This is a genomic window from Streptococcus pseudopneumoniae (assembly GCF_001072925.1).
GTDB classification, from domain to species: domain Bacteria; phylum Bacillota; class Bacilli; order Lactobacillales; family Streptococcaceae; genus Streptococcus; species Streptococcus pseudopneumoniae_Q.
Window position 1 is genome coordinate 14,922 of sequence record NZ_JVHE01000109.1, and the last position, 22,861, is coordinate 37,782.

General features: G+C 40.7%; 19 protein-coding genes. 4 read left to right on the top strand and 15 right to left on the bottom strand.

Annotated features, from left to right (window positions below):
* Positions 1-54 precede the first annotated feature (54 nt).
* Entirely contained in the window at positions 55-1,245 is a 1,191-nt protein-coding gene (locus ADH81_RS07950) for a cation diffusion facilitator family transporter (protein WP_049527998.1), read from the top strand.
* A 40-nt stretch (positions 1,246-1,285) separates the two neighbouring features.
* On the opposite strand, the gene scrK is transcribed toward ADH81_RS07950, so the two are convergent.
* Together scrK and ADH81_RS07960 are read right to left on the bottom strand one after the other, a co-directional pair.
* Positions 1,286-2,173 carry a fructokinase ScrK gene (gene scrK / locus ADH81_RS07955; protein WP_049528000.1) on the bottom strand — a complete coding sequence of 296 codons (888 nt, stop codon included), beginning with the start codon at positions 2,171-2,173 and terminating at the stop codon, positions 1,286-1,288.
* 140 nt (positions 2,174-2,313) lie between these two features.
* Positions 2,314-4,197, bottom strand: coding sequence for a sucrose-specific PTS transporter subunit IIBC (locus ADH81_RS07960; protein WP_049528002.1), 1,884 nt, complete (start codon positions 4,195-4,197; stop codon positions 2,314-2,316).
* 364 nt (positions 4,198-4,561) lie between these two features.
* Between ADH81_RS07960 and ADH81_RS07965 the strand changes: the two genes are divergently transcribed.
* Together ADH81_RS07965 and ADH81_RS07970 are read left to right on the top strand one after the other, a co-directional pair.
* Positions 4,562-6,016 (top strand): sucrose-6-phosphate hydrolase, encoded by a 1,455-nt coding sequence (locus tag ADH81_RS07965; protein ID WP_049528003.1) that lies wholly within the window; start codon positions 4,562-4,564, stop codon positions 6,014-6,016.
* Positions 5,997-6,962 (top strand): LacI family DNA-binding transcriptional regulator, encoded by a 966-nt coding sequence (locus tag ADH81_RS07970; protein WP_049528006.1) that lies wholly within the window; start codon positions 5,997-5,999, stop codon positions 6,960-6,962. The genes ADH81_RS07965 and ADH81_RS07970 overlap by 20 nt, the downstream gene beginning before the upstream one ends.
* 244 nt (positions 6,963-7,206) lie before the next feature.
* On the opposite strand, the gene ADH81_RS07975 is transcribed toward ADH81_RS07970, so the two are convergent.
* The 12 genes from ADH81_RS07975 to gmk form a co-directional block, all read right to left on the bottom strand.
* Positions 7,207-7,398 carry a hypothetical protein gene (locus ADH81_RS07975; RefSeq protein WP_049528008.1) on the bottom strand — a complete coding sequence of 64 codons (192 nt, stop codon included), beginning with the start codon at positions 7,396-7,398 and terminating at the stop codon, positions 7,207-7,209.
* 236 nt (positions 7,399-7,634) lie between these two features.
* Positions 7,635-8,909 (bottom strand): hydroxymethylglutaryl-CoA reductase, degradative, encoded by a 1,275-nt coding sequence (locus tag ADH81_RS07980; protein WP_049528009.1) that lies wholly within the window; start codon positions 8,907-8,909, stop codon positions 7,635-7,637.
* Entirely contained in the window at positions 8,909-10,081 is a 1,173-nt protein-coding gene (locus ADH81_RS07985; protein WP_049528010.1) for a hydroxymethylglutaryl-CoA synthase, read from the bottom strand. The genes ADH81_RS07980 and ADH81_RS07985 overlap by 1 nt, the downstream gene beginning before the upstream one ends.
* A 176-nt stretch (positions 10,082-10,257) precedes the next feature.
* Positions 10,258-10,707 carry a threonine/serine exporter family protein gene (locus ADH81_RS07990; RefSeq protein WP_045763178.1) on the bottom strand — a complete coding sequence of 150 codons (450 nt, stop codon included), beginning with the start codon at positions 10,705-10,707 and terminating at the stop codon, positions 10,258-10,260.
* A 1-nt stretch (position 10,708) separates the two neighbouring features.
* A complete protein-coding gene (locus ADH81_RS07995; RefSeq protein ID WP_049528012.1) occupies positions 10,709-11,467 on the bottom strand; it encodes a threonine/serine exporter family protein in 759 nt (252 codons plus the stop codon).
* Between the two features lie 87 nt (positions 11,468-11,554).
* Positions 11,555-13,438 carry a Stk1 family PASTA domain-containing Ser/Thr kinase gene (gene pknB / locus ADH81_RS08000; protein ID WP_049528016.1) on the bottom strand — a complete coding sequence of 628 codons (1,884 nt, stop codon included), beginning with the start codon at positions 13,436-13,438 and terminating at the stop codon, positions 11,555-11,557.
* Entirely contained in the window at positions 13,435-14,175 is a 741-nt protein-coding gene (locus ADH81_RS08005) for a Stp1/IreP family PP2C-type Ser/Thr phosphatase (RefSeq protein WP_000406258.1), read from the bottom strand. Before ADH81_RS08005 ends, pknB begins: the two co-directional genes overlap by 4 nt.
* A gap of 15 nt (positions 14,176-14,190) precedes the next feature.
* Complete coding sequence (rsmB, locus tag ADH81_RS08010) at positions 14,191-15,504, bottom strand: 16S rRNA (cytosine(967)-C(5))-methyltransferase RsmB (RefSeq protein WP_049528152.1); 1,314 nt, start codon at positions 15,502-15,504, stop codon at positions 14,191-14,193.
* Entirely contained in the window at positions 15,497-16,432 is a 936-nt protein-coding gene (gene fmt / locus ADH81_RS08015; protein WP_049528019.1) for a methionyl-tRNA formyltransferase, read from the bottom strand. Before fmt ends, rsmB begins: the two co-directional genes overlap by 8 nt.
* 12 nt (positions 16,433-16,444) lie before the next feature.
* Positions 16,445-18,841 (bottom strand): primosomal protein N', encoded by a 2,397-nt coding sequence (locus ADH81_RS08020; protein ID WP_049528021.1) that lies wholly within the window; start codon positions 18,839-18,841, stop codon positions 16,445-16,447.
* Between the two features lie 84 nt (positions 18,842-18,925).
* Positions 18,926-19,240, bottom strand: coding sequence for a DNA-directed RNA polymerase subunit omega (rpoZ, locus tag ADH81_RS08025; protein ID WP_045763172.1), 315 nt, complete (start codon positions 19,238-19,240; stop codon positions 18,926-18,928).
* A 24-nt stretch (positions 19,241-19,264) separates the two neighbouring features.
* Positions 19,265-19,891, bottom strand: a complete 627-nt coding sequence (gene gmk, locus ADH81_RS08030; protein ID WP_000775049.1) for a guanylate kinase — start codon at positions 19,889-19,891, stop codon at positions 19,265-19,267.
* Between the two features lie 247 nt (positions 19,892-20,138).
* Between gmk and ADH81_RS08035 the strand changes: the two genes are divergently transcribed.
* Positions 20,139-20,975 carry a DUF4839 domain-containing protein gene (locus tag ADH81_RS08035; protein WP_049528024.1) on the top strand — a complete coding sequence of 279 codons (837 nt, stop codon included), beginning with the start codon at positions 20,139-20,141 and terminating at the stop codon, positions 20,973-20,975.
* Positions 20,976-21,046: 71 nt separating this feature from the next.
* On the opposite strand, the gene ADH81_RS08040 is transcribed toward ADH81_RS08035, so the two are convergent.
* Entirely contained in the window at positions 21,047-22,660 is a 1,614-nt protein-coding gene (locus ADH81_RS08040; RefSeq protein ID WP_049528027.1) for a ribonuclease Y, read from the bottom strand.
* Positions 22,661-22,861 lie beyond the last annotated feature (201 nt).

The following is a 22,861-nucleotide window of genomic DNA, read 5'->3' on the forward strand; positions in this document are numbered from 1 at the left end:
TCCTTACAAAACCAGTATAATGATAGAATACAAAAATTCTAGGAAGAGAGTCAGATGAATCAATCAGTTTCAAATTTGAAATTAGCTGAGCGAGGTGCTATTATTAGCATCTTGACCTACCTTTTCTTGTCAGCAGCTAAGTTAGCAGCGGGCCACCTCCTTCACTCGTCCAGTTTGGTGGCGGATGGTTTCAACAACGTTTCTGATATCATCGGAAATGTTGCCCTCCTCATAGGGATTCGATTGGCCCGACAGCCAGCAGATAGAGACCATCGTTTCGGTCACTGGAAAATCGAGGACTTGGCAAGTCTTATCACCTCTATCATCATGTTCTATGTTGGTTTTGATGTTCTTCGCGATACGATTCAAAAGATTATCAGTCGCGAAGAAACTGTGATTGACCCACTTGGAGCGATTTTGGGAGTGGTTTCTGCAGTGATTATGTTTGGAGTCTATCTCTACAACACTCACCTCAGCAAGCAATCCAAGTCTAAGGCACTGAAAGCAGCTGCCAAGGATAATCTATCAGATGCCGTCACCTCACTTGGAACCACCATCGCCATCCTAGCCAGCAGTTTTAACTTCCCTCTCGTGGATAAATTGGTTGCCATCGTTATCACCTTCTTTATCCTCAAAACTGCCTATGATATCTTTATCGAGTCATCTTTCAGTCTTTCAGATGGTTTTGATGAGCACTTGCTCGAAGATTACCAAAAGGCTATCATGGAAATCCCTAAGATTAGCAAGGTCAAATCACAACGGGGTCGTACTTATGGTAGCAACATTTATCTGGACATTACTCTCGAGATGAACCCGGATCTCTCTGTTTTTGAGAGTCACGAAATTGCTGACCATGTCGAATCCATGCTGACAGAACGCTTTGGTGTCTTTGATACCGATATTCACATTGAACCAGCACCGATTCCTGAAGATGAAATTCTTGATAATGTCTATAAAAAATTGCTCATGAGAGAGCAACTAATTGACCAAGGAAATCAATTGGAAGAGTTACTGGCTGAAGATTTCATTTATATTCGCCAAGACGGACTAGAACTAGACAAGGAAGCCTATAAGGAGGAAAAAGAATTAACCTCTGCTATCAAGGAACTTCACTTGACGTCCATTAGTCAGAAGACAAAACTCATCCGCTATCAGATTGGTGACACCATCCATACAAGTATCTGGCGCAGACATGAAACTTGGCAAAATATATTCCATCAGGAAACGAAAATTGAAAAAGACTAAAGAAAGAGGCCGGGACAAATCCCGACCTCATTTTTTATACTTATTTTGCTACGCTCTTAGCAAGAACGAAGTTTCCAAGTGTAGCTGAACCATTACCTGCAACAGCTGGTGTTACGATATAGTCACGCACATCCGGAACTGGTAGGTAACCATTGAGCAAGGATGTGAATTTCTCACGCACACGGTCAAGCATGTGCTGTTGGGCCATTACACCACCGCCAAAGACGATGACATCTGGACGGAAGGTTACAGTTGCATTTACAGCTGCTTGAGCGATATAGTAGGCTTGAACATCCCAAACAGAACTGTTGAGTTCGATGTTTTCACCACGAATTCCTGTACGAGCTTCTAAGCTTGGACCAGCCGCAAAACCTTCTAAACATCCCTTATGGAAAGGACAAACACCGTTGAATTCTTTTTCAATATCCATTGGGTGTTTAGCCACATAGTAGTGTCCCATCTCAGGGTGACCCACGCCACCGATAAACTCCCCACGTTGGATGACACCTGCACCGATACCTGTCCCGATTGTGTAGTAAACCAAGTTCTCGATACGGCCACCAGCATTGTTACGGGCAACCACTTCACCGTAGGCAGAGCTGTTTACGTCTGTAGTGAAGTACATTGGCACGTTTAGGGTGCGACGAAGGGCACCAAGCAAGTCCACATTTGCCCAGTGAGGTTTTGGAGTTGTTGTGATAAAGCCATAAGTTTTTGAGTTTTTGTCAATATCAATGGGACCAAATGAACCAATTGCAAGACCTGCAAGATTATCAAATTTTGAAAAGAACTCGATGGTTTTATCGATTGTCTCGATAGGAGTTGTTGTTGGGAATTGTGTTTTTTCTACAATGTTAAAGTTTTCATCACCGACAGCACAGACAAATTTTGTACCGCCCGCTTCCAAGCTTCCGTATAGTTTTGTCATGATAAACCTCTAGTTTTTATTTTCTCTATTATAGCATATTTCAAGGAGGAAAGTTGCTCTATATTTTAGTTTTTCCTCTGTAAATTTTACGATTCAATCAAAAACGAACAAACATGACATTTGTTCGTTTTTTTGATTTATTAAGCTTTAACTTCGATGATTGCATCACCCTTAGCAACTGTTCCAGAAGCAACTGGATTTACTGAAGCAAAGTCCGCAGTGTTTGTCACGATAACCATTGTTGTGTTATCAAGACCTGCAGCAGCAATCTTAGCTGAGTCAAATGTTCCAAGAACATCTCCAGCTTTAACCTTGTCACCTTGAGCAACTTTTTGCTCAAATCCTTCACCGTTCATTGAAACAGTGTCGATACCCACGTGGATCAAGATTTCAGCTCCGTTTGCAGTTTTCAAACCATAAGCATGTCCTGTTGGGAAGACGATTGTCACTTCAGCATCAGCTGGGGCGTAAACAACATCTTGACTAGGTTTTACAGCGATACCTTGTCCCATAGCTCCACTTGAGAAGACTGGGTCATTAACATCTGAAAGGGCAACTACGTCACCAACGATTGGTGTTTGGATGACACCTTCGCTAGGTGCAACAACAGTACCAGTTACTGCTTCGTCAGCCAAACGTTCAGTTGTAGCTTCTGAAGCCACTTCTGCTTCATCTTCATAACCAAACATGTAAGTAAGAGCAAAACCAAGAGCGAATGATACAGCTACCATAAGAAGGTATTGTGGAAGTTGTCCGTTACCAATGTAAAGCATTGTACCAGGGATGATTGTGATACCATTACCAGTACCAGCAAGACCAAGGATAGATGCCAATCCACCACCGATTGCACCAGCGATCAATGAAAGGAAGAATGGTTTACGGAAACGCAAGTTAACCCCGAAGATAGCAGGCTCAGTAATACCTAGGAAGGCAGAAAGAGCAGCTGGGAAAGCAAGTGTTTTAAGTTTTGGATTTTTAGTTTTAACACCAACGGCTACTGTTGCAGCACCTTGAGCAGTCATGGCAGCTGTGATGATAGCGTTGAATGGGTTAACATGGTCAGTAGCAAGCAATTGAACTTCAAGCAAGTTGAAGATGTGGTGAACACCTGATACGACGATAACTTGGTGAACTCCACCAATCAAGAAACCACCAAGACCAAATGGCAAGTTAAGGATAGCTTTTGTTCCAAGAAGGATATAGTTTTCAACAACGTGGAAGACTGGTCCGATAACAAACAAACCAAGAATTGACATTACGAGGAGTGTTACGAATGGTGTTACCAAGAGATCAAGTACATCTGGAACCACTCTACGAACAGCTTTTTCAAACTTAGCTCCGACAACCCCGATGATGAAGGCCGGAAGAACTGAACCTTGCAAACCAACAACTGGGATAAATCCGAAGAAGTTCATAGCAGTTACTTCACCGCCAGAAGCAACAGCCCAGGCATTTGGAAGTGAACCAGAAACGAGCATCATACCAAGAACGATACCAACAGCTGGGTTACCACCAAATACACGGAAGGTTGACCAAACAACCAAACCTGGCAAGATAATGAATGCTGTGTCAGTCAAGATTTGAGTGTAAGTTGTAACATCTTCTGGAAGTGTCATTCCAAGAGCATTCAAGAGACCACGAACACCCATGAAGAGACCAGTTGCTACGATAACTGGAATGATTGGAACAAAGACGTCACCAAAAGTACGGATGGCACGTTGGAACCAATTTCCTTGTTTAGCAGCTTCTGCCTTCATCTCATCCTTAGATGTCGTTGGCAAACCAAGAGCTACGACTTCATCGTACATCTTGTTAACTGTACCTGTACCAAAGATGATTTGGTATTGACCTGAGTTAAAGAAAGCACCTTGAACTTTTTCCAAGTTCTCAATAGCATCTTTGTTAATCTTCGCTTCATCTTTCACCATAACACGAAGGCGAGTAGCACAGTGAGCTACACTGTTAACATTCTCACGTCCGCCCAAGGCTTCGATGACTTTTTTTGCAATTTCTGTATTGGTCATTTGCAAAAATCTCCTTATAAAAAAATTTGTTCTTGTTTGAAAGCGATTTTACTCGCCCCACGAATATTATTCTATCACGTTTAAAAAATATGTCAAGCGTTTTGCAGAAAAAATTTTGCTATTTTTTATTTTTTGATTGTTTTTGCTATTTTTTTCATCAACACAGCCATAACACCCTCTAAAATCAAGGTTTTTACTTTAAAGTTTTTCAAAAACTTTCATATTTTCATCATTTTCCATAAAATTACGTTTCCAAACTCTGTCAATCGTTTGACATTTTTTTCTTTAATTTAGTGTAAAAGACTTGCTTTTTTATAAGGAAACGTTTACTATTAAGATAGTAGAATTTATGGAGGAAATAGAAATGGAATGGACTACTGAACGTCGTTACAGACGTTATGAAGATTGGACACAAGAAGAAAGAAAAGAAATCCAAGAAAAGATGGTGCAATCCCCATGGCATGTCAGCTATCACATTGAACCAAAGGAAGGACTTCTCAACGATCCAAACGGTTTTTCTTATTTTGATGGTAAGTGGATTGTATTTTACCAAAACTTCCCCTTTGGAGCAGCCCACGGCTTGAAATCTTGGGTTCAACTTGAGAGTGACGATTTGGTGCACTTTACTGAAACAGGTGTAAAAATCTTACCTGATACTCCACTGGATAGCCACGGCGCTTACTCAGGATCTGCTATGCAGTTTGGTGATCAATTGTTCCTATTCTATACAGGAAATGTCCGTGATGAAAATTGGGTTCGCCACCCTTATCAGATTGGTGCCTTGATGGATAAGGATGGAAATATTAAAAAGATTGATAAGATCTTGATTGATCAGCCTGCTGATGCTACTGACCACTTCCGCGATCCACAGATTTTTAACTTTAAAGGACAATACTACGCTATCGTTGGTGGTCAAGACTTGGAGAAAAAAGGGTTTATCCGTCTTTACAAAGCTGTCGAAAATGATTATACAAACTGGCAAGAAGTTGGTGATCTTGACTTCAACAATGACCGTACTGCCTATATGATGGAGTGCCCAAATCTTGTCTTTGTTGGAGAACAACCTGTCCTTCTCTACTGCCCACAAGGTTTGGATAAAAAGGTTCTTGACTACGATAATATCTATCCAAATATGTATAAAATCGGTGTTTCCTTCGATCCTGAAAATGCTCGTATGGTAGATGTGTCTGAACTACACAATCTAGACTATGGTTTCGAAGCATATGCCACTCAGGCCTTCAATGCTCCTGATGGACGTGCTCTGGCAGTTAGTTGGCTTGGTTTGCCAGATGTGTCTTATCCATCTGATCGTTTTGATCACCAAGGGACTTTCTCATTGGTCAAGGAACTTACCATTAAAGATGGCAAACTCTATCAGTATCCTGTAGCTGCTATCAAAGAACTCCGTGCTTCACAAGAGGAATTTTCAAATCGTTCTGAAACCAAAAACACCTACGAGCTCGAGCTTAACTTAGCAGCCAATAGTCAAAGTGAAATCGTTCTTCTTGCTGACAAAGATGGCAAAGGACTCTCTATCAATTTTGACCTTGTCAATGGTCAAGTTACTGTTGACCGCAGTCAAGCAGGTGAGCAATATGCTCAAGAATTTGGAACTACTCGCTCATGTTCAATCGACAACCAAGCTACTACTGTAAATATCTTCATCGATAATTCAGTCTTTGAAATTTTCATCAATAAAGGAGAAAAAGTATTTTCTGGTCGTGTCTTCCCTCACAAAGATCAAAATGGAATCCTCATTAAATCTGGAACCCCAACTGGAACTTACTACGAATTAGAATATGGTCGCAAAACTAACTGATGTCGCAGAACTAGCAGGCGTCAGCCCAACTACTGTCTCACGTGTTATCAATAAAAAGGGCTACCTGTCAGAAAAAACTATTCAAAAGGTCAATGAGGCCATGCGGGAGTTAGGCTACAAACCCAACAACCTTGCTCGTAGCCTCCAAGGGAAATCAGCCAAGTTAATTGGGTTGATTTTCCCAAAAATCAGCCATGTTTTCTATGCTGAATTGATTGACAAACTGGAGCACGAACTCTTCAAAAACGGCTATAAGACCATCATCTGTAATAGTGAGCACGATTCGGAAAAAGAACGTGAATATCTTGAAATGCTAGAAGCTAATCAAGTGGATGGCATTATCTCTGGTAGCCATAACTTAGGGATTGAGGACTACAATCGCGTAACGGCTCCAATCATTTCTTTTGACCGAAACCTATCACCAGACATTCCTGTCGTTTCTTCTGATAACTATGCTGGTGGAGTCCTAGCAGCTCAAACCTTGGCTAAAACTGGATCCAAGTCTGTCATTATGATTACAGGTAATGACAACTCCAATTCACCAACTGGACTTCGCCATGCAGGCTTTGCTTCTATCTTCCCAAAAGCTCCCATCATCAATATTTCCAGTGACTTTTCACCCCTCCGCAAGGAAATGGAAATCAAAAGTATTCTGAAAAAACAAAAACCAGATGCTATTTTCGCATCGGATGATTTGACTGCCATCTTGGTAATGAAGATTGCTCAGGAACTTGGTATCTCTGTTCCAGAACAACTTAAGGTTATTGGTTACGATGGAACTTATTTTATCGAGAATTTCTATCCTCACCTTACTACCATTAAACAACCTTTAGAAGAAATTGCTCGCCTGACAGTTGATTTACTCCTTCAAAAAATCGAAGGAAAAGAAGTTGCCACAACCGGTTATTTCTTACCAGTTTCCCTCCTACCAGGAAAAAGTATTTAAACAAAAAGAGTCTGAGACAAAATAGTTCTCAGACTCTTAATTTAGTATACTATCAATAAATAATATTATAGAAGCAATAATAACTATAATTTTACCTATTTGGATAAGCTTATTTTGAGATTTAAATATATTTTCTAATAAAAATATTTGGATCACACACATTATAGGAATTAAATTTTTTGAAATTGAGAAGTACCCAAACAAATAGACTATAAATAATAAAAATAAAACTATATTGTATTTCTTATTCAAAACAGTTATCACCAATTGCCTTAATTCCCAAAATAGTAGACCCCATGTCAACTACAGTATTTCCAAATTTTGTAGCTGAAGCCACCTCATTAGCATGAACAACTGAAACACCTTCTGTAAGTGCTATATTCAATATTACTGTACTAAGTGATGCAACACTTACCATTTTTATTTTTTTATTCATAATCAAAAATCCTCCTCTCTATATTTTTTTGATTACCAATCTTAATAATTTACAGTTATATTATAATAAAAATCAAAGCGTTATCAATGCATACATCTTGTTTTTTTGAACAAAAATAGAAAAACTGTCAAACACTGTCGTTGAATTAAGAAACTCAAATACGATTCTGTATTTGAGTTTCTTTTATTTAAAAAAACAGTAAAAAGCGCAAAAAATCAAACCAGTCTGAGTTTTTCTTATGATCTTAAGTTTTTCAAAAGAGTTTGGGCTTTTTCTAAATTAAAAGTTTTTTCAGCAATCAAGCTTTCTACTAGCTTAGGTACTTCTTTCTCTGTAGCTCCTGCTAAAAGTGCTAGAGATTTTGCTTGAAGTTTCATGTGTCCATGCTGGATCCCTGTGCTGACCAAAGCTTTAAGTGCTGCAAAGTTTTGAGCGAGACCAATCGAAACGATAATTTGAGCCAATTCTTTGGCAGATGGATGACCAAGCAACTCATGACTGAGTACGACTCGAGGATTAAGACCAATTGATCCACCCTTGGTAGCAACCGGCATCGGCATGGTCATCTCTCCAATTAGCTCTTCTGTTTCCAAATCCATAGTCCAACGACTAAGACCTTGATAGACACCATCGTGGCTCGCATAGGCATGCGCTCCCGCTTCAATAGCACGCCAATCATTTCCAGTAGCAATCAAGAGAGCATCAATTCCGTTAAAGATTCCCTTGTTGTGAGTCGCTGCACGATAAGGATCGGCTTGGGCAAACTGGCTGGCTAAAACCATTTTTTCTGCCAACTCACGCGCCTCATCCTTCTGTCGGCTCAAATAACGAAAAGCAATCCGACAAGTTGCTGTTACTAACGAATCAGTTGCGTAGTTGGATAGGATCCCCATTAAACTTTGCCCTTGACTTAGAGCCTCTAGACTTGGTTTTAAAGCTTCAAGCATGGTATTGAGCATATTAGCTCCCATGGCTTCCTGAGTATCGACATGGAGATAAACCACTAAAAAGTCAGCCTCACCAGAAATTTTTTCAACTGTTAGCTCTCTAGCTCCACCACCACGTTTGACAATAGAAGGATAGGCTTGGTTTGCTTGTTCGAGTAAATCCGTTTTTTGACTTAGAATGGCCTGGCAAGCTAAGTCCCTATCTGGAACCTGATAGAGGGCTACCTGACCTATCATTTGGCGCTGATGAACTTGAGCTGTAAAACCTCCAGCGCGTTTGATAATCTTACTGGCAAAACTAGCTGCAGCAACTACAGATGGTTCTTCGGTCACATAGGGAACGGTATACTCCTGACCATTTACCAGAACTTCTGGAACGATTGAGTATGGAAGCGAGAAGGTCCCAACCACATTTTCACTCAATTGGTCCGCAACTGCTAGACTGAGATTTTCATTCTGCTCAAGACTTTCTTGGGCTTCGATAGAAGTAAGCGCCTGAGACTTAACGAACTCGAGGCGCTCTTGAATTGATTTTTTAGCAAATCCATTCCAATTTTTTTTCATTATTTTTCAACCTTGCTGTAGCGACGTTGGTGGTCTACAATCTCAACCAGAGCATAATCCTGCCCTTCAAAGCCTGACAAAGTTGCAGATCCAGACTCATCTAAGTTTGCTTCTTCAAAGAAGATTCGTTCATAGTCAGCAACACTCAAAGTTTGACGTTGATCTAGCAATTCTAAGCGATTTTTCCGCAATTGTTTTTCATAGCCTTCAACCAATTCCACACTAAAGAACTCAGATACAGCACCACTTCCATAGCTGTAGAGGGCAATCTTATCCCCAGCTTTTAGGCTATCAGAATTTTCAAGAAGAGACAAGAGACCTAAGAAGAGTGAACCTGTATAGATATTTCCAACTTTTTGGCTATAAATAATAGATTCATCAAAGTGCTTTTGAAGCAAATCCTTTTTCTCTTGAGGTAGAGATTTATCGAGGATTTTTTTCAATCCCTTGAGAGCTAGCTTTGGATATGGCAAATGGAAACAAATAGCTTCAAAATCATTCAAGTCGCAATCATAACGCTTTTGGTACTCTTCCCAAGTCGTTTTTAAGCTATCAAGATACTGCTGTGTTGAGTAAACCCCATTTACAAATGGTGTTGTCGAATAGTTTGGACGCCAAAAGTCCATGATATCACGAGTCTGCGCAACGTTATCATTGTTGAAGACCATAACGCGTGGATTTTTACTAATCAACATGGCAACACAACCTGCTCCTTGAGTTGGTTCCCCAGGAGTTTCGACACCATACCTTGCAATATCACTGGCTAGTACCAAAACTTTTGATTTTGGAGAGTTTTCTACGTGTAACTTAGCATAATGAAGGGCCGCAGTCGCACCATAGCAAGCTTCCTTGATTTCAAAACTACGAGTAAATGGTTGAATACCAAGCAAACCGTGTACAAAGACAGCTGCAGCTTTACTCTGGTCAATCCCAGACTCTGTCGCAACGATAACCATATCAATCTCTTGCTTCTCTTCTTCAGTCAGGATAGAATTTCCTGCACTAGCAGCCAAAGTAACAATATCCTCTGTTAAAGGAGCAATACTCAATTCTTTTAAAAGGAGCCCTTTACTCAATTTTTCAGGATCAATTCCTCGGGTTTCTGCTAAATCTTGTAATTTCAAAACGTATTGACTGGTCGCAAAACCAATCTTATCAATACCGATTGTCATATTTACCTCTATTTTTATCATTCATTGTAAAAAATCGTTCACCTCTATTTTATCACAATTGAGGTCAAATGAGCGAAAAAAGACTTGATTCACCAAATCAAGTTCATTTTCAAAACCTTATTTCATTTTTAGGCTAGTCCAACAAACAGAACTTTAGGGCTACAAAAAATCGAGACTTAGCTAGCTCGATTCTTTTTAAGATAATGATACAATTTCAACAAAACTGTTCCACTGGCCATTCCAATGGAGATAACGAGAGCCAACATCATGACTAACATGGCACTAGAAATGGCATGACTGTAGTCACCTGTAACGAAGAAGGAAGTGGTTCGATAGGACAGATAACCTGGTACTAGTGGTGCCAATATAGCCAGAGCAAAAACAACTGCTGGTGTCTTATAGAGGATACTCATAATTTGGCTGACACAAGAACCAATCACAGCAGCAATAAAGGTTGCCAAAATGACATTGGTTGGTTCCTTAAGTATCAAATAGAGTAGCCAGATAGACATCCCTAAAACTCCACCAGGGATCAGCATGGAACGCTGGACATTTAAAACGATTAAAAAGGTGATAATGGCAAGCAAACTTGCCAGAGCTTGCAATAAAAATGTTGTTAGTGTCATATTAGTTCATGAGTACGAGGGCGACTGATGTTCCAGCCCCTAAGGCAAGGGTAATCAGCAAGGATTCAAACATCTTGCTCATACCAGAGTTAATGTGATTGGTCATAATATCTCGAACAGCATTGGTCAGGGCAATTCCAGGTACAAAGGGCATGACCGCACCCGCAATCACCAGATCAGCTGTCGACGGCAAACCAGAATAGCGCGCCCAAAATTGTGCAATCAAACCGAAGACAAGAGCACCTGCGAAAGCTGTCATAAAAGGAATACGAATAAATTTTTCTACATAAAGGGAGAAAGTAAAAGCAAACAAGGTTGCTACTCCTGCTCCAAACGCATCGTAGACATTCCCACCAAACATGATTGAGAAGAATGGAGCACTGAGAGTTGCTGCTGCAGTTAGTTGAACATTGGTATAGGGAGATGCCTTAGCATTCAATTCCTTTAGTTGGATAAAGGCTGTCTCCAGATCCAGCTGTCCTGATACAAGCTGACGTGAAATCTGGTTGACATCACACACCTTCTCAATATTATAAGCAGAGGAGGTCACTCGCTTCATGCGAGAGATATTTGTATTTTCAATGGAGAAAAAAATAGCGGCAGGCATGGCTAAAACATTACAATCCATAATACCCTGTGAATGAGCAATCCGAATCATGGTATCTTCAACACGATAAATCTCAGATCCGTTTCGAAGCAGTATCGTTCCTGCTAGCATAATGACATCGATCACTGCATTCAGTTGTTTGACTTCGTCCATGTTTTCCTCCTTCTAAAACTCCTTTTTATTTTATCATAAATTTGAAGGAAAAAAAATCTTTGTCACAAAAACTGTGACAAAGATTGATTAATTATCTGTGTTATGTTCGTCTGTTTGATTATGTGTTGACGAAGATGGAGTCGATTGACTTTGTGATGGCACTGTACTATCTACTCTGTTAGTGTTACGCTGGTTCGAAGACGGAACCGAAGAAGATGATGGTGGGGTTTTTGGTTTATAAATAGAAATCTTTATACGTGTCGTACTTAGATCAATTTTCTCACCTAGTTTTGGACTTTGATCCACAACAGTTCCTTCAGCAGTGCCCTCAGGTGCTGTCGAAACCTCTACGACTTCGATATTAGCTTCCTTGACACCAACAATTTGAATTAAGTTATTCTTTGTAAATTCAAGACTTGAGCCAATATAACTTGGCATGGTCACGGTTGTCACCTTTTTAGCAACAGTCAAAACGATAGAAGTTGCCTTGGTAAGATCATAAGTCGTACCTTCTGCTAAGCTCTGTTTTAAAACCACACCTGGTTCTGATTCACTGGACTCTTCTTCTTCAATCTTAATCAGATTTTCAGGAACCTTTTTCCCTTTCAATTCTGCTATGACATCTGCAGATTTACGACCAACATAATTTCCAAGCTTGAAGGATTGTTGACCTGAAGAAATAATGAGATTAACCTTAGTTCCTTCTTTGCGAGCTGAGCCAGCATCTGGATCTGTTCGGATGACCCGACCTTCCTCTACGGTATCACTCGCTTCGTTCTTCTCCTCACCAATCTCAAAATTCGCTTTTTTCAGATTTTCTTTTGCTTCAGCGACAGTTTGACCTGCAACTTTTGGAATTTCAACAGTAGCTGGTGTTCTAGACAAAATCCACACCAGAGAAGCAGCAACCAGTACGAAACTTGCTAGTAGAACTAGATAACGTGCTTTAAAACGACGTTTTTTCACTGGTTTTTCCACAGATTTTTTAGCACTTACTTCTGGGCTAGCTTTAGTTGCCTGATGGCTTTCTGTCTGTGGCTGAACCTTAGGAATAGAGGTCAAGGTTGTCTGAGAAACCTTTGGCAATGTCTTTGTGTCTGCCTTAGTAGCATCATCAAAAACAAGTTTAGGTTCATTTCTGCGATTATAAGATAGACTGCTAGATAAATCAACATACATCTCTGAAACCGACTGGTATCGATCTGTAAGCTTTTTAGCAGTTGCTTTGATGACCACATTCTCCAAAGCTTGGGGAACAGATGGGTTTTCAGCTATGACCGAAGGAAGAGGTTTTTGAAAATGCTGGAGGGCAATGGTTACTGCGCTATCGCCATCATAAGGGATATGCCCTGTCAGCATCTCGTAGAAAATAATCCCCATGGCATAGATGTCACTCTGGACAGTTGCCTTAGAGCCACGAGCCTGCTCAGGTGACAAGTAGTGAACAGAACCCAACATGGAGTTGGTCTGAGTCAGACTGGTCTCTGCAAAGGCTACGGCAATCCCAAAGTCCGTCACCTTAGCAGTTCCATCAGGAGTTAAAAGAATATTTTGAGGCTTTAAGTCACGATGGACAATACCTTTAGTGTGCGCCAAGCGCATCGCTAAGAGAATCTGACCCATGATACGGACAGCTTCTTCATTTGAGAGGGGATAGTGTTCTTTGATATAGCGCTTGAGATCAAGACCAGCTACATATTCCATAGCTAGGTACTGTTGACCGTCCTCTTCGCCGATATCTGTTATCCGAACGATATGGGGATGATCTAAGTCAGCCATTGCACGCGCTTCACGTTGAAAACGCGCAACAGCAATCGGGTCAGTTTGGTAGTTAGTCCTCAAGACCTTAACAGCTACCTCTTCCCCGTCTAAAATCAAATCCTTGGCCAGGTAGACATCTGCCATACCTCCACGGCCAATTTGTTTGATAATCCGATACCGCCCGGCAAAAATCTTGCCGATTTGGATCATTCTGCCGCCTCCTCCTTAATCGAAACAAGGGCAACTGTAATATTATCAAGCCCTCCGGCATTGTTGGCAAAGCGTACCAAAGTGGCTGCCTTATCATCAAGCGAAATATCGCTTGTCACAATATCATAGATCTCACTGCCTGAAATCATATTGGTTAGACCGTCGCTATTCATGACCAAATAGTCACCGGCTTCCAAGCTTACAATTCCAAAGTCAGGTTGAATTTCATCTTTTTGTCCGATAGATTGGGTAATGATATTCTTTTGTGGATGTGCTTCAGCTTCTTCAGGTGTCAATTGACCTGCCTTAAGCAATTCATTGACCAAAGAATGGTCACTGGTCAATTGATGGTATTCTTCACCACGAATCAGACCGATACGAGAATCTCCAATATGAGCATAAATAGCTTGATGATCAATGATTGCAAGGGCTTCTAAAGTTGTCCCCATTCCCTTGTAGGCTTCATCACGCCCCATTTGATAAATCTTTTGATTTTCAACTTCTAGATGGTGGGCAAACCATTCGCGAACTTCATTAACGGTGTCAATCTGCGTATCAACCCAGGCAACACCTAAATCAGTTACTGCCATTTCGCTAGCAATATTACCTGCACGGTGTCCTCCCATCCCGTCAGCCAAGATGATCATTGTACGACCGGCACGGTTGACAAAAAGATTGACATAGTCTTGATTATTTGTACGTTTCTGACCCACATCTGTTAATAATGAAATCTCCATTGTGTCAGTTCCTTCCTACTTGGATATCTTGCGAAATTGGCTGATAAAGAATCCATCACTTCCGTATAATTCCGGAGTAATAAGGATACAACCATTTTTCACGATATCCTTACATTCGTGTTCTAGTTTAACCTGCTCGAACTCTGGATGACTTTCTAAAAATGCTTGAACAACTTGAAAGTTCTCTTCAGAGACAATAGTGCAGGTACTATAAGTTATTATACCACCTTTACGTAGCGTTTGACAAACACTACCTAATATTTCCAACTGAATTTCCTGTAATGACGCGAAATCTGCTGTCTCTTTATTATATTTGATATCTGGTTTTCGACGCAATAGACCAATCCCTGAACAAGGAGCATCGACCAAAATTTTGTCAAATTGATCCTTGCCAAAAAATTCATGCACTTTTCGAGCGTCCAGTTTTTGCGTTTGGACACGGTCCGCTACACCTAAACGCTGAGCATTTTCTTGAATCAAAGTGAGTTTATGGTCGTAGAGATCTAGAGACGTTACCTGACCTGTCGTCAGATAGGATGCCATATGGGCGGTCTTTCCACCAGGAGCTGCACAGGCATCTAAAACCTGCTCGTCGCCTTGTAAATGAAGAGTTGGCGCAACCAACTGACTAGACTCATCCTGGATAGTAATAGACCCTTCAGCAAACAAATCATGGCCTGCAAAGTGCCCCTGTTCCTTAACCAGACCAGCAGGAGATAAAAGAGAATCACTTGCACCAAGCAGAGTTTTGATCTGCTCTTTTCGACTCAAATCTGTCACACGGATACTGGCTTTATTACGCTTCAATAGACTTTCAAAAATAGCTTGAGCTCGCTCTTCTCCATACTCTTCCTTGAGTTTCGAAATCAACCAAACTGGTAAAGAGTAGGCAATGGAATCACGCTTATTTTTACGCTTGATACTGGCAATATCTGGCAAGCCCTCACGCAAAATACGACGAAGAACAGCATTGACCAGTTTTTCACTACCCTTCTTACGAGATTTTGCAATTTCCACTGCCTCATTGACCACTGCATGGTCAGGAAGCTTATCCAAGTATTGGAGTTGATAGACGCTCATGAGAAGCAGAACATAGAGCCAGTTGTCTAGCTTGTCTCTATCCTCAATAAAGTGAGAAATATACCACTCCAATGTTAGTTTTCGAGCTACAGTACCATACACAAGCTCTGTCACCAAACCCTTATCTGCAGCTGACAGTTGACTTCCCTTGAGATATTTATTTAAGGCGATATTGGAGTAAGCTTGTTGGATAAAGACATCCTCCAATACCTCTAAGGCTAAACTTCTAGCCGTTTCTACTTTAGTCACCAAATCGTTCTCCTACTGCCAAAGTTCGTCCCACACCGTTGAGGAAGGAAGCAATGTCCATCTTAGGTTTTCCTGCTGGTTGGACTTGCTTGAGTGATAAAGCTCCTTCTGCTGTTGCGACGATCAATTCTTTCTTGCCGATGGAGAGTATCTCACCCGGAGTCCCTTGACCATCTACTGGTAGAGCTTCATAGATTTTGAAGCGTTCGCCCTTGAGGAAGGTATGAGCAACTGGCCATGGATTCATCCCACGGATTTGGTTAAAGAGTTGACGATTGGTCTTGTTCCAGTCCAGTTTTTCCTCCTCAGGTTTGATATTTGGTGAGAAAGTTACTTGACTTGGGTCTTGTGGTTCTGGTTGAATATCGCCAGCAATGTATGCAGGCAAAGTATCCAAAAGCAGATCACGACCGACAATGGCCAATTTTTCAAACAAGGTCCCAACATTGTCCTCATCAGTAATGGGAATACTGCGACGAGAAATCATATCTCCTGCATCCATTTCCTTGACCATTTCCATAATGGTTACTCCTGCCTCCTCATCACCCTGGATCAAGGCATAATGGATCGGAGCACCACCACGGTGTTTAGGAAGGAGGGAAGCATGAACATTGACCGCAAAATTCATGCTATCAAGGAGTTTACTTGGGAGAAATTGTCCAAAAGCTGCTGTTACAATCCCATCAGCGCCCAAGTTCATGATAGCTTCCATTTCTGGACTACCCGATAATTTTTCAGGTTGGTAAATAGGAAGTCCTGCCTCTTTGGCTGCTTGTTTAACTGGGGTTTCTTGGATAACTTTTTTACGTCCGACAGCACGGTCTGGCTGAGTTACAACTGCTAGAATCTCATAGCGATCATCTGACAAAAGTCCCTTCAAAACGGTTGCTGAAAAATTGGGAGTCCCCATAAAGATTAATTTTGTCATATCTTCTCCTTCTTATAAAAACTGTTGCGGTTCGTGGTCAATACTGAGACGAAGTTCGCTATTTTCCCGTTCCTGTGTCAAGGCCAAGACCTGGTTAAGGGTTGGACCCAGCTCATCTTCTAAACGGTATTTAATTAAAATCTGATAATGATAGAGGTTATGAGTACGAGCGATAGGTTTAGGGGTCGGTCCTAGGATTTTACTAGCATCCGACAAACCAGACCTCAAAATACCCATGACTTGATAAGCACGTCTAAGAACCTCTTCCTCTTTTTTATGAGACAAGGTAATCCCAATAGTGAAATAATAAGGCGGGTAACCCAACTGACGTCTGATACCCATTTCATAGGCATAGAAACCTTCGTAGTCCTGATCCTTGGCAAAACGAATGGCATAATGCTGAGGATTATAGGACTGAATCAAGACCTGTCCTGCTTTCTCAGCTCGACCTGCTCGTCCAGCTACCTGGGTCAAGAGTTGGAAGGTTCTCTCAGAAGAACGGAAATCAGGCAGATTCAAGGCTGTATCCGCATTGAGAACACCAACCAAGGTCACATTTGGAAAATCCAAGCCCTTGGCAATCATCTGGGTTCCTAGCAATATGTCCGCTTCACCATTGCCAAATTGTTCAAGTAGAGCTTGGTGACTGCCTTTTTTACGAGTTGTATCTACATCCATTCGCAGAATGCGAGCCTCTGGAAAGAGTTCAGCCAGCTCATCGTAGGCCTTTTGAGTTCCTGTTCCATAGTAACGAATACTGCGACTCTGACAGTTTGGACAGACATGAGGAATTTCTTTGGAAAAACCACAATAATGACAGTTCATCGTCTTGGTATCCATGTGCAGCGTCAGAGAAATATCGCAGTTCGGACAGGTATCCACGGTCCCACATTCCCGGCACATGACAAAGCTAGAGTAACCACGGCGATTGAGCATGAGAACAACCTGCTCTTTTTTATCTAATCGATCTTTAATGGCCTCAATCAGTGGTGGTGTAAAATTTGATGTTTCATTCTGCCCGATATAATCACGGAAGTCAATCAGTTGAACTTCAGGAATGCTTGCTAAAGGATTGGCCCTTTGCGTCAGGCGGAGATGTTGATAAACACCCTTGCCAGCACGCGCACGGCTTTCTAGACTCGGTGTTGCAGAACCAAGAACTAATGCTGCTTGATTGTACTGAGCTCGTAAAATAGCCACATCTCTAGCATGGTAACGAGGATTACTGTCTTGCTTGTAGCTGGCCTCGTGCTCCTCATCGATAATGATTACCCCTAGATTTTTCAAAGGTGCAAAAACGGCAGATCTAGCACCAACAACTACTTGGGCTTCTCCTCGCTCCACCTTGCGCCATTCATCGTACTTTTCACCATTGGACAAGCCAGAGTGGAGAATCGCTACTTTATCACCAAAACGAGCAATGAAACGCTCTGTCATTTGAGGTGTCAGAGAGATTTCTGGGACTAAAACGATAGCTGTTTTCCCCACATCCAAGGCTCCTTGGATAATCTGCAAGTAAACCTCCGTTTTCCCACTTCCAGTGATTCCTTGTAAAAGAAAGGGAGGGTGTTTCTTCCCAATCGCTCCAACAACCGCCTCACAGGCTTCTTTTTGCTCTGGGTTTAACTCTAAGGATTGGCTAGCCTCAATGCCTTCAAAATAAGCCGCTGAACGTTGGACTTCCTTTTGCACGATGGTGATAGCACCATGTTCCACAAAGAAATTAACTTGTTCGCGTGAGTAATGTTCTAACAAATCAGCCAAAGGAACTGTTTCAGGATGTACTAATAAGTATTCTCGCAGTTCCAATTTCTTCTTGGCACGATTTGAGATTTCTAGCTTTTCTAATTTGTCAAGATTCACTTCAACCCAAGACTGCGTCTTAACTTTCTTCTGATCCACAGCCTGATACTCTAGTTTTAAAAGACCTTTTCGAGTCAATCGCATCATCTCAGCCTGCTTTTCTAAGTCTAGAGATGAAAATGCTAGAGACTCCTGTGAACCGAATAAGCGTTCTCTATCTTCTTGACTTAAGCCTTCCAGAGGATAGAGGATCTTATCATAGCTAGAGTTCAAAAATCCAGGGAGCATAGCTTTTAGAATGGAAATTTTGTAGGAGAAGACTGATTTACGTAACTTCTCTGCTAGCCAGAGTTGTTCCTCTGTTAAAACAGGAGAAAAGTCCAGCACTTCGGCAATTTCTTTCAAATCTTCGTCTGCCACATCTGCATCAGATTGAGACTCCATTCCAAGAACAATTCCCTGAATCAAGCGATTGGCCTTCCCAAAAGGTACATGAACTCGCATGCCAACTTCCAGCATCCCCTCAAATTCCTCTGGAATCTTGTAGCTATAGGGCTGGTCTGTCTGCATCAAGGGAACATCCACAATGATTTTTGCAATAGCCATATCCTCACCTCCTTCTCTTCTTAAATCCTTTTAATTGATTGAGTATTCTTGCAATAGAAAAAATAAGATTGAGTCCCCCCAACCTTAAATTTTTTCACCTTCTTCTTTTTCTTTCGCGATTTGCTCTTTGATTTTCTTTTCTTCTTCTTCTTTCAATCGTCTTTCTTCTTCGATACGACGACGAACAGCTTCGCGTTTTCCTTCTGGATCTGGATGGATGGTTACATTCCCTGATTCAATTTCTTCCAAGGCACGAAGAGTAGATTTCTCAGATTTAAATTCTTGAGTTGGAGGTGCTCCAGCTTCTAATTCGTGAGCACGTTTTGCTTCCAAGATTACGAGTGAATATTTTGATGGTACCTTATCAAGCAAGGTATCGATAGAGGGTTTAAGCATCATTTGTTTGTACCTGTTTTCTAAATTTTATCGAATAGTCGGAGACTTTGGTAGCATATCCTGATAATGACCAATCACGCGATCTACACGGAAATGTTCTGCTTCAATCACACGTTTGACACGTTCTGCGGCAAGAGGAACATGGTCATTTACAATAGCGTAGTCATACTCACGCATCAAAGCAATTTCTTCCTTGGCTTTTTCGATACGCTGAGCAATCACTTCTGCGCTATCGGTACCTCGGCCAACGAGACGGTCTTGCAATTCTTCCAAATCTGGTGGTGTCAAAAAGATAAAGACAGCATCTGGAACTTTTTTCTTAACCTGAAGAGCTCCCTGTACTTCAATTTCAAGAAAGACATCGATTCCCTTATCAAGCGTTTCATTGACATAAGTCAGAGGAGTTCCATAGTAGTTACCCACATACTCTGCATACTCTAACATTTGCCCTTGACGGATCAATTCTTCAAATTCTTCCCGTGTACGGAAGAAATAATCAACACCATCTACTTCACCTGGACGTTGTGCCCGCGTTGTCATAGATACAGAATATTGAAATTGATTTTCAGAACTCTCAAAAATTTCTCGTCTAACCGTTCCTTTTCCAACTCCTGAAGGACCTGAAAAAACGATTAGTAAGCCTCGGTCTGCCATTATATCTCCTTTGGATAGTTTGTGAAATGACTTGAAAATTTCTGTAAGATTATATATCTAAAGCCATTTCTGCTCGCTACAATCTTTCTATCTAGTGTAACAAAAAAGCAGTAATTTTTCAACTGCTCTTTCTTATTTATTTTGCATAATCAACTGTACTAAAAAATTCAACTCCAGTAGGAAAAAGCTTGCTATTTTTTTTATGTTTAAGAGATAATCAATATAACAAAATCAAAAGGAGTTGTTTATGACAATTTATAAAGGGAAAAACGTAGATGAAGCTATAGAGAAAGGTTTAGCAGCACTTAATCTTAAAAAAAATGAAGTCCACATAAACATAATCGAAAAAGGACAGGCCGGAATATTTGGTTTTTTTGAAAAAGAAGCTGAAGTAGATATAATACCATTAACCGAAAAGGAACTAAAATTAAAAAAAATTACTCCATATTTAGTTGGGGCTGCTTTATTACTTTCATTTTTTATTATGCTTCTACTTGCTATATTTCAAGATAACAAGCCAACTACAGCCTCTCCGTCTTCTACAAGTACTACTATTGTCGAAAAAACAACTGAAAAATCCAGCGAACAATCATCAACAAATACTGAAAACTCATCTAGTTCAACTAGTTCATCATCAAACTCTATTGAAAATTCGTCAACTAGTTCATCATCAAATTCTATCGAAAATTCGTCAACTAGTCCCTCACAATCTTCTACAATTACCGTTGAAAACAACTCTGAATTCCAAGTATTACTACAATCAGAGGATCAAAGTACAATTGAAGATTTTATTAAAAAATACAAAGGTCAGACGATCGAATTTGATGGGAATATTGCACACTTAGCTAAGGTGAAGTCAAAATATGATATTCTAATTCATTCTTGGGATTATCATCCCGATGAAGCAACTGGACCTAACTTTAAGTTTGTTGAAATTAGTCTTATTTCTAATCCTATTTTCAAATCTTTCAATGGTGAAAATATTAAAGTAGGACAAAATGTTCACATAAAAGCTAAGGTTGGAGGATATAATGAAAAACAAGATTTAGTCTTTTTATCTCCAATTGAAGTTTCACCTAGATAATCATTACTTATCTCTTATATAATTAGTAACTAAAAAACTGAAATCAGATTTCTCTCTGATTTCAGTTCTTTTTATTTTGCATAATCAACTGCACGAAGTTCACGAATCACGGTTACCTTGATATTTCCTGGGTAATCGAGATTGTTTTCGATTTTCTCCCGAACTTTATGAGCCAAGATTGTGACCTTGTCATCTTTGATTTGACCTGGATTTACCATAATGCGGATTTCGCGACCAGCTTGAAGGGCAAAGCTATTTTGAACACCTTCAAAGCTATTAGCAATTTCCTCTAGATCATGGAGACGTTTGATGTAGCTTTCAAGGGATTCACTACGAGCTCCTGGACGAGCGGCACTCAAGGCATCCGCAGCAGCAACGATGACTGCGATCACACTTTCAGGTTCTACATCTCCGTGGTGACTGGCAATGGTGTTAATCACGACTGGATGCTCTTTGTACTTGCGAGCCAATTCAGTACCAATCTCAACGTGGCTACCTTCTACCTCACGGTCAATGGCTTTACCAATATCGTGAAGGAATCCCGCGCGACGAGCAAGGGTAGCATTTTCACCAAGTTCACTAGCCATGATACCAGCTAACTTAGCCACTTCAATCGAATGACGCAAGACATTTTGTCCGTATGAAGTACGGAACTGCAAGCGACCCATGATCTTCATCAAGTCAGGGTGAAGGTTCGGTGCACCAATTTCATAGGCTGCGGCTTCACCATATTCACGAATCTTGTTATCAATCTCTTGACGATTTTTCTCAACCAACTCTTCGATACGAGCTGGGTGGATACGTCCATCCTTAAGCAAGGTTTCCATCGTCATACGGGCAATCTCGCGACGGATAGGATCAAAACCTGACAAGGTTACCACTTCTGGCGTATCATCAATGATAACATCAACCCCTGTCAAACTTTCAAAAGTACGGATATTACGCCCTTCACGACCAATGATACGACCTTTCATGGTATCATCAGGCAGATGAACTGTAGAGTTTGTAGACTCAGCTACATACTCACCAGCAATTCTCTGCATAGCTTGGGACAAGATATCCTTAGCCAATTTGTCTGAACGTTCCTTAACTTCTTGCTCAGCCTCACGAATGCGACTAGCAATTTCCTTAGTCAAGTTTTCCTCTGTCTGGGCCAAGATAATGTCTTTTGCTTCCGACTGAGTCAGAGTTCCAATACGCTCTAGTTCAGCTTGCTTTTGTTTCTCAATTTCTTCTAGTTGCTCTTCACGTACATCAAGGTTTTTTGCTCTATCAGAAATACTTTGTTCTTTTTGTTCAAGTGTTTTTTCTTTGTTCGTCAAATTGTCATCTTTACGATCAAGACTGCTAGCACGTTCGGTCAAACGACTTTCGATTTGCTTGAGTTCTTGACGTTCTGATTTAAATTCAGCGTCCACTTCTTCACGGTATTTTCTGGCTTCTTCTTTGGCCTCCAATAGTGCTTCTTTTTTAAGAGACTTGCTTTCGCTCTTAGCTTCATTGAGTAATAAATCCGCTTCGCGCTCAGCTTGTCCACGTAAATTAGTTGCTTCTTGTTCAGCATTTAAAAGCATCAGCTCTGCAGCCTCTTGTGATGATTTCATCTTGACTGAGATGCTGACATATCCAATGACTAAACCAATGATGACGGCAAAAACAACGATAACAATCGCCATAATTTCCATGTTTTTACCTCAATTTATTTGTTTATCCGAATGATATGCATTCTTATACATTCTACCATAAAAAATCATTTTTAACAAACCTTAAATTGAAGTTGTTTTGGTCATTTCAAGTCAAAAAAACCTTATTTTCCCTAATAAAATAGGCTATTCTCCCTAAGTAAATTTTTAAAGATTTTTTTAGAAAAAAATAAGTTAAAAAGC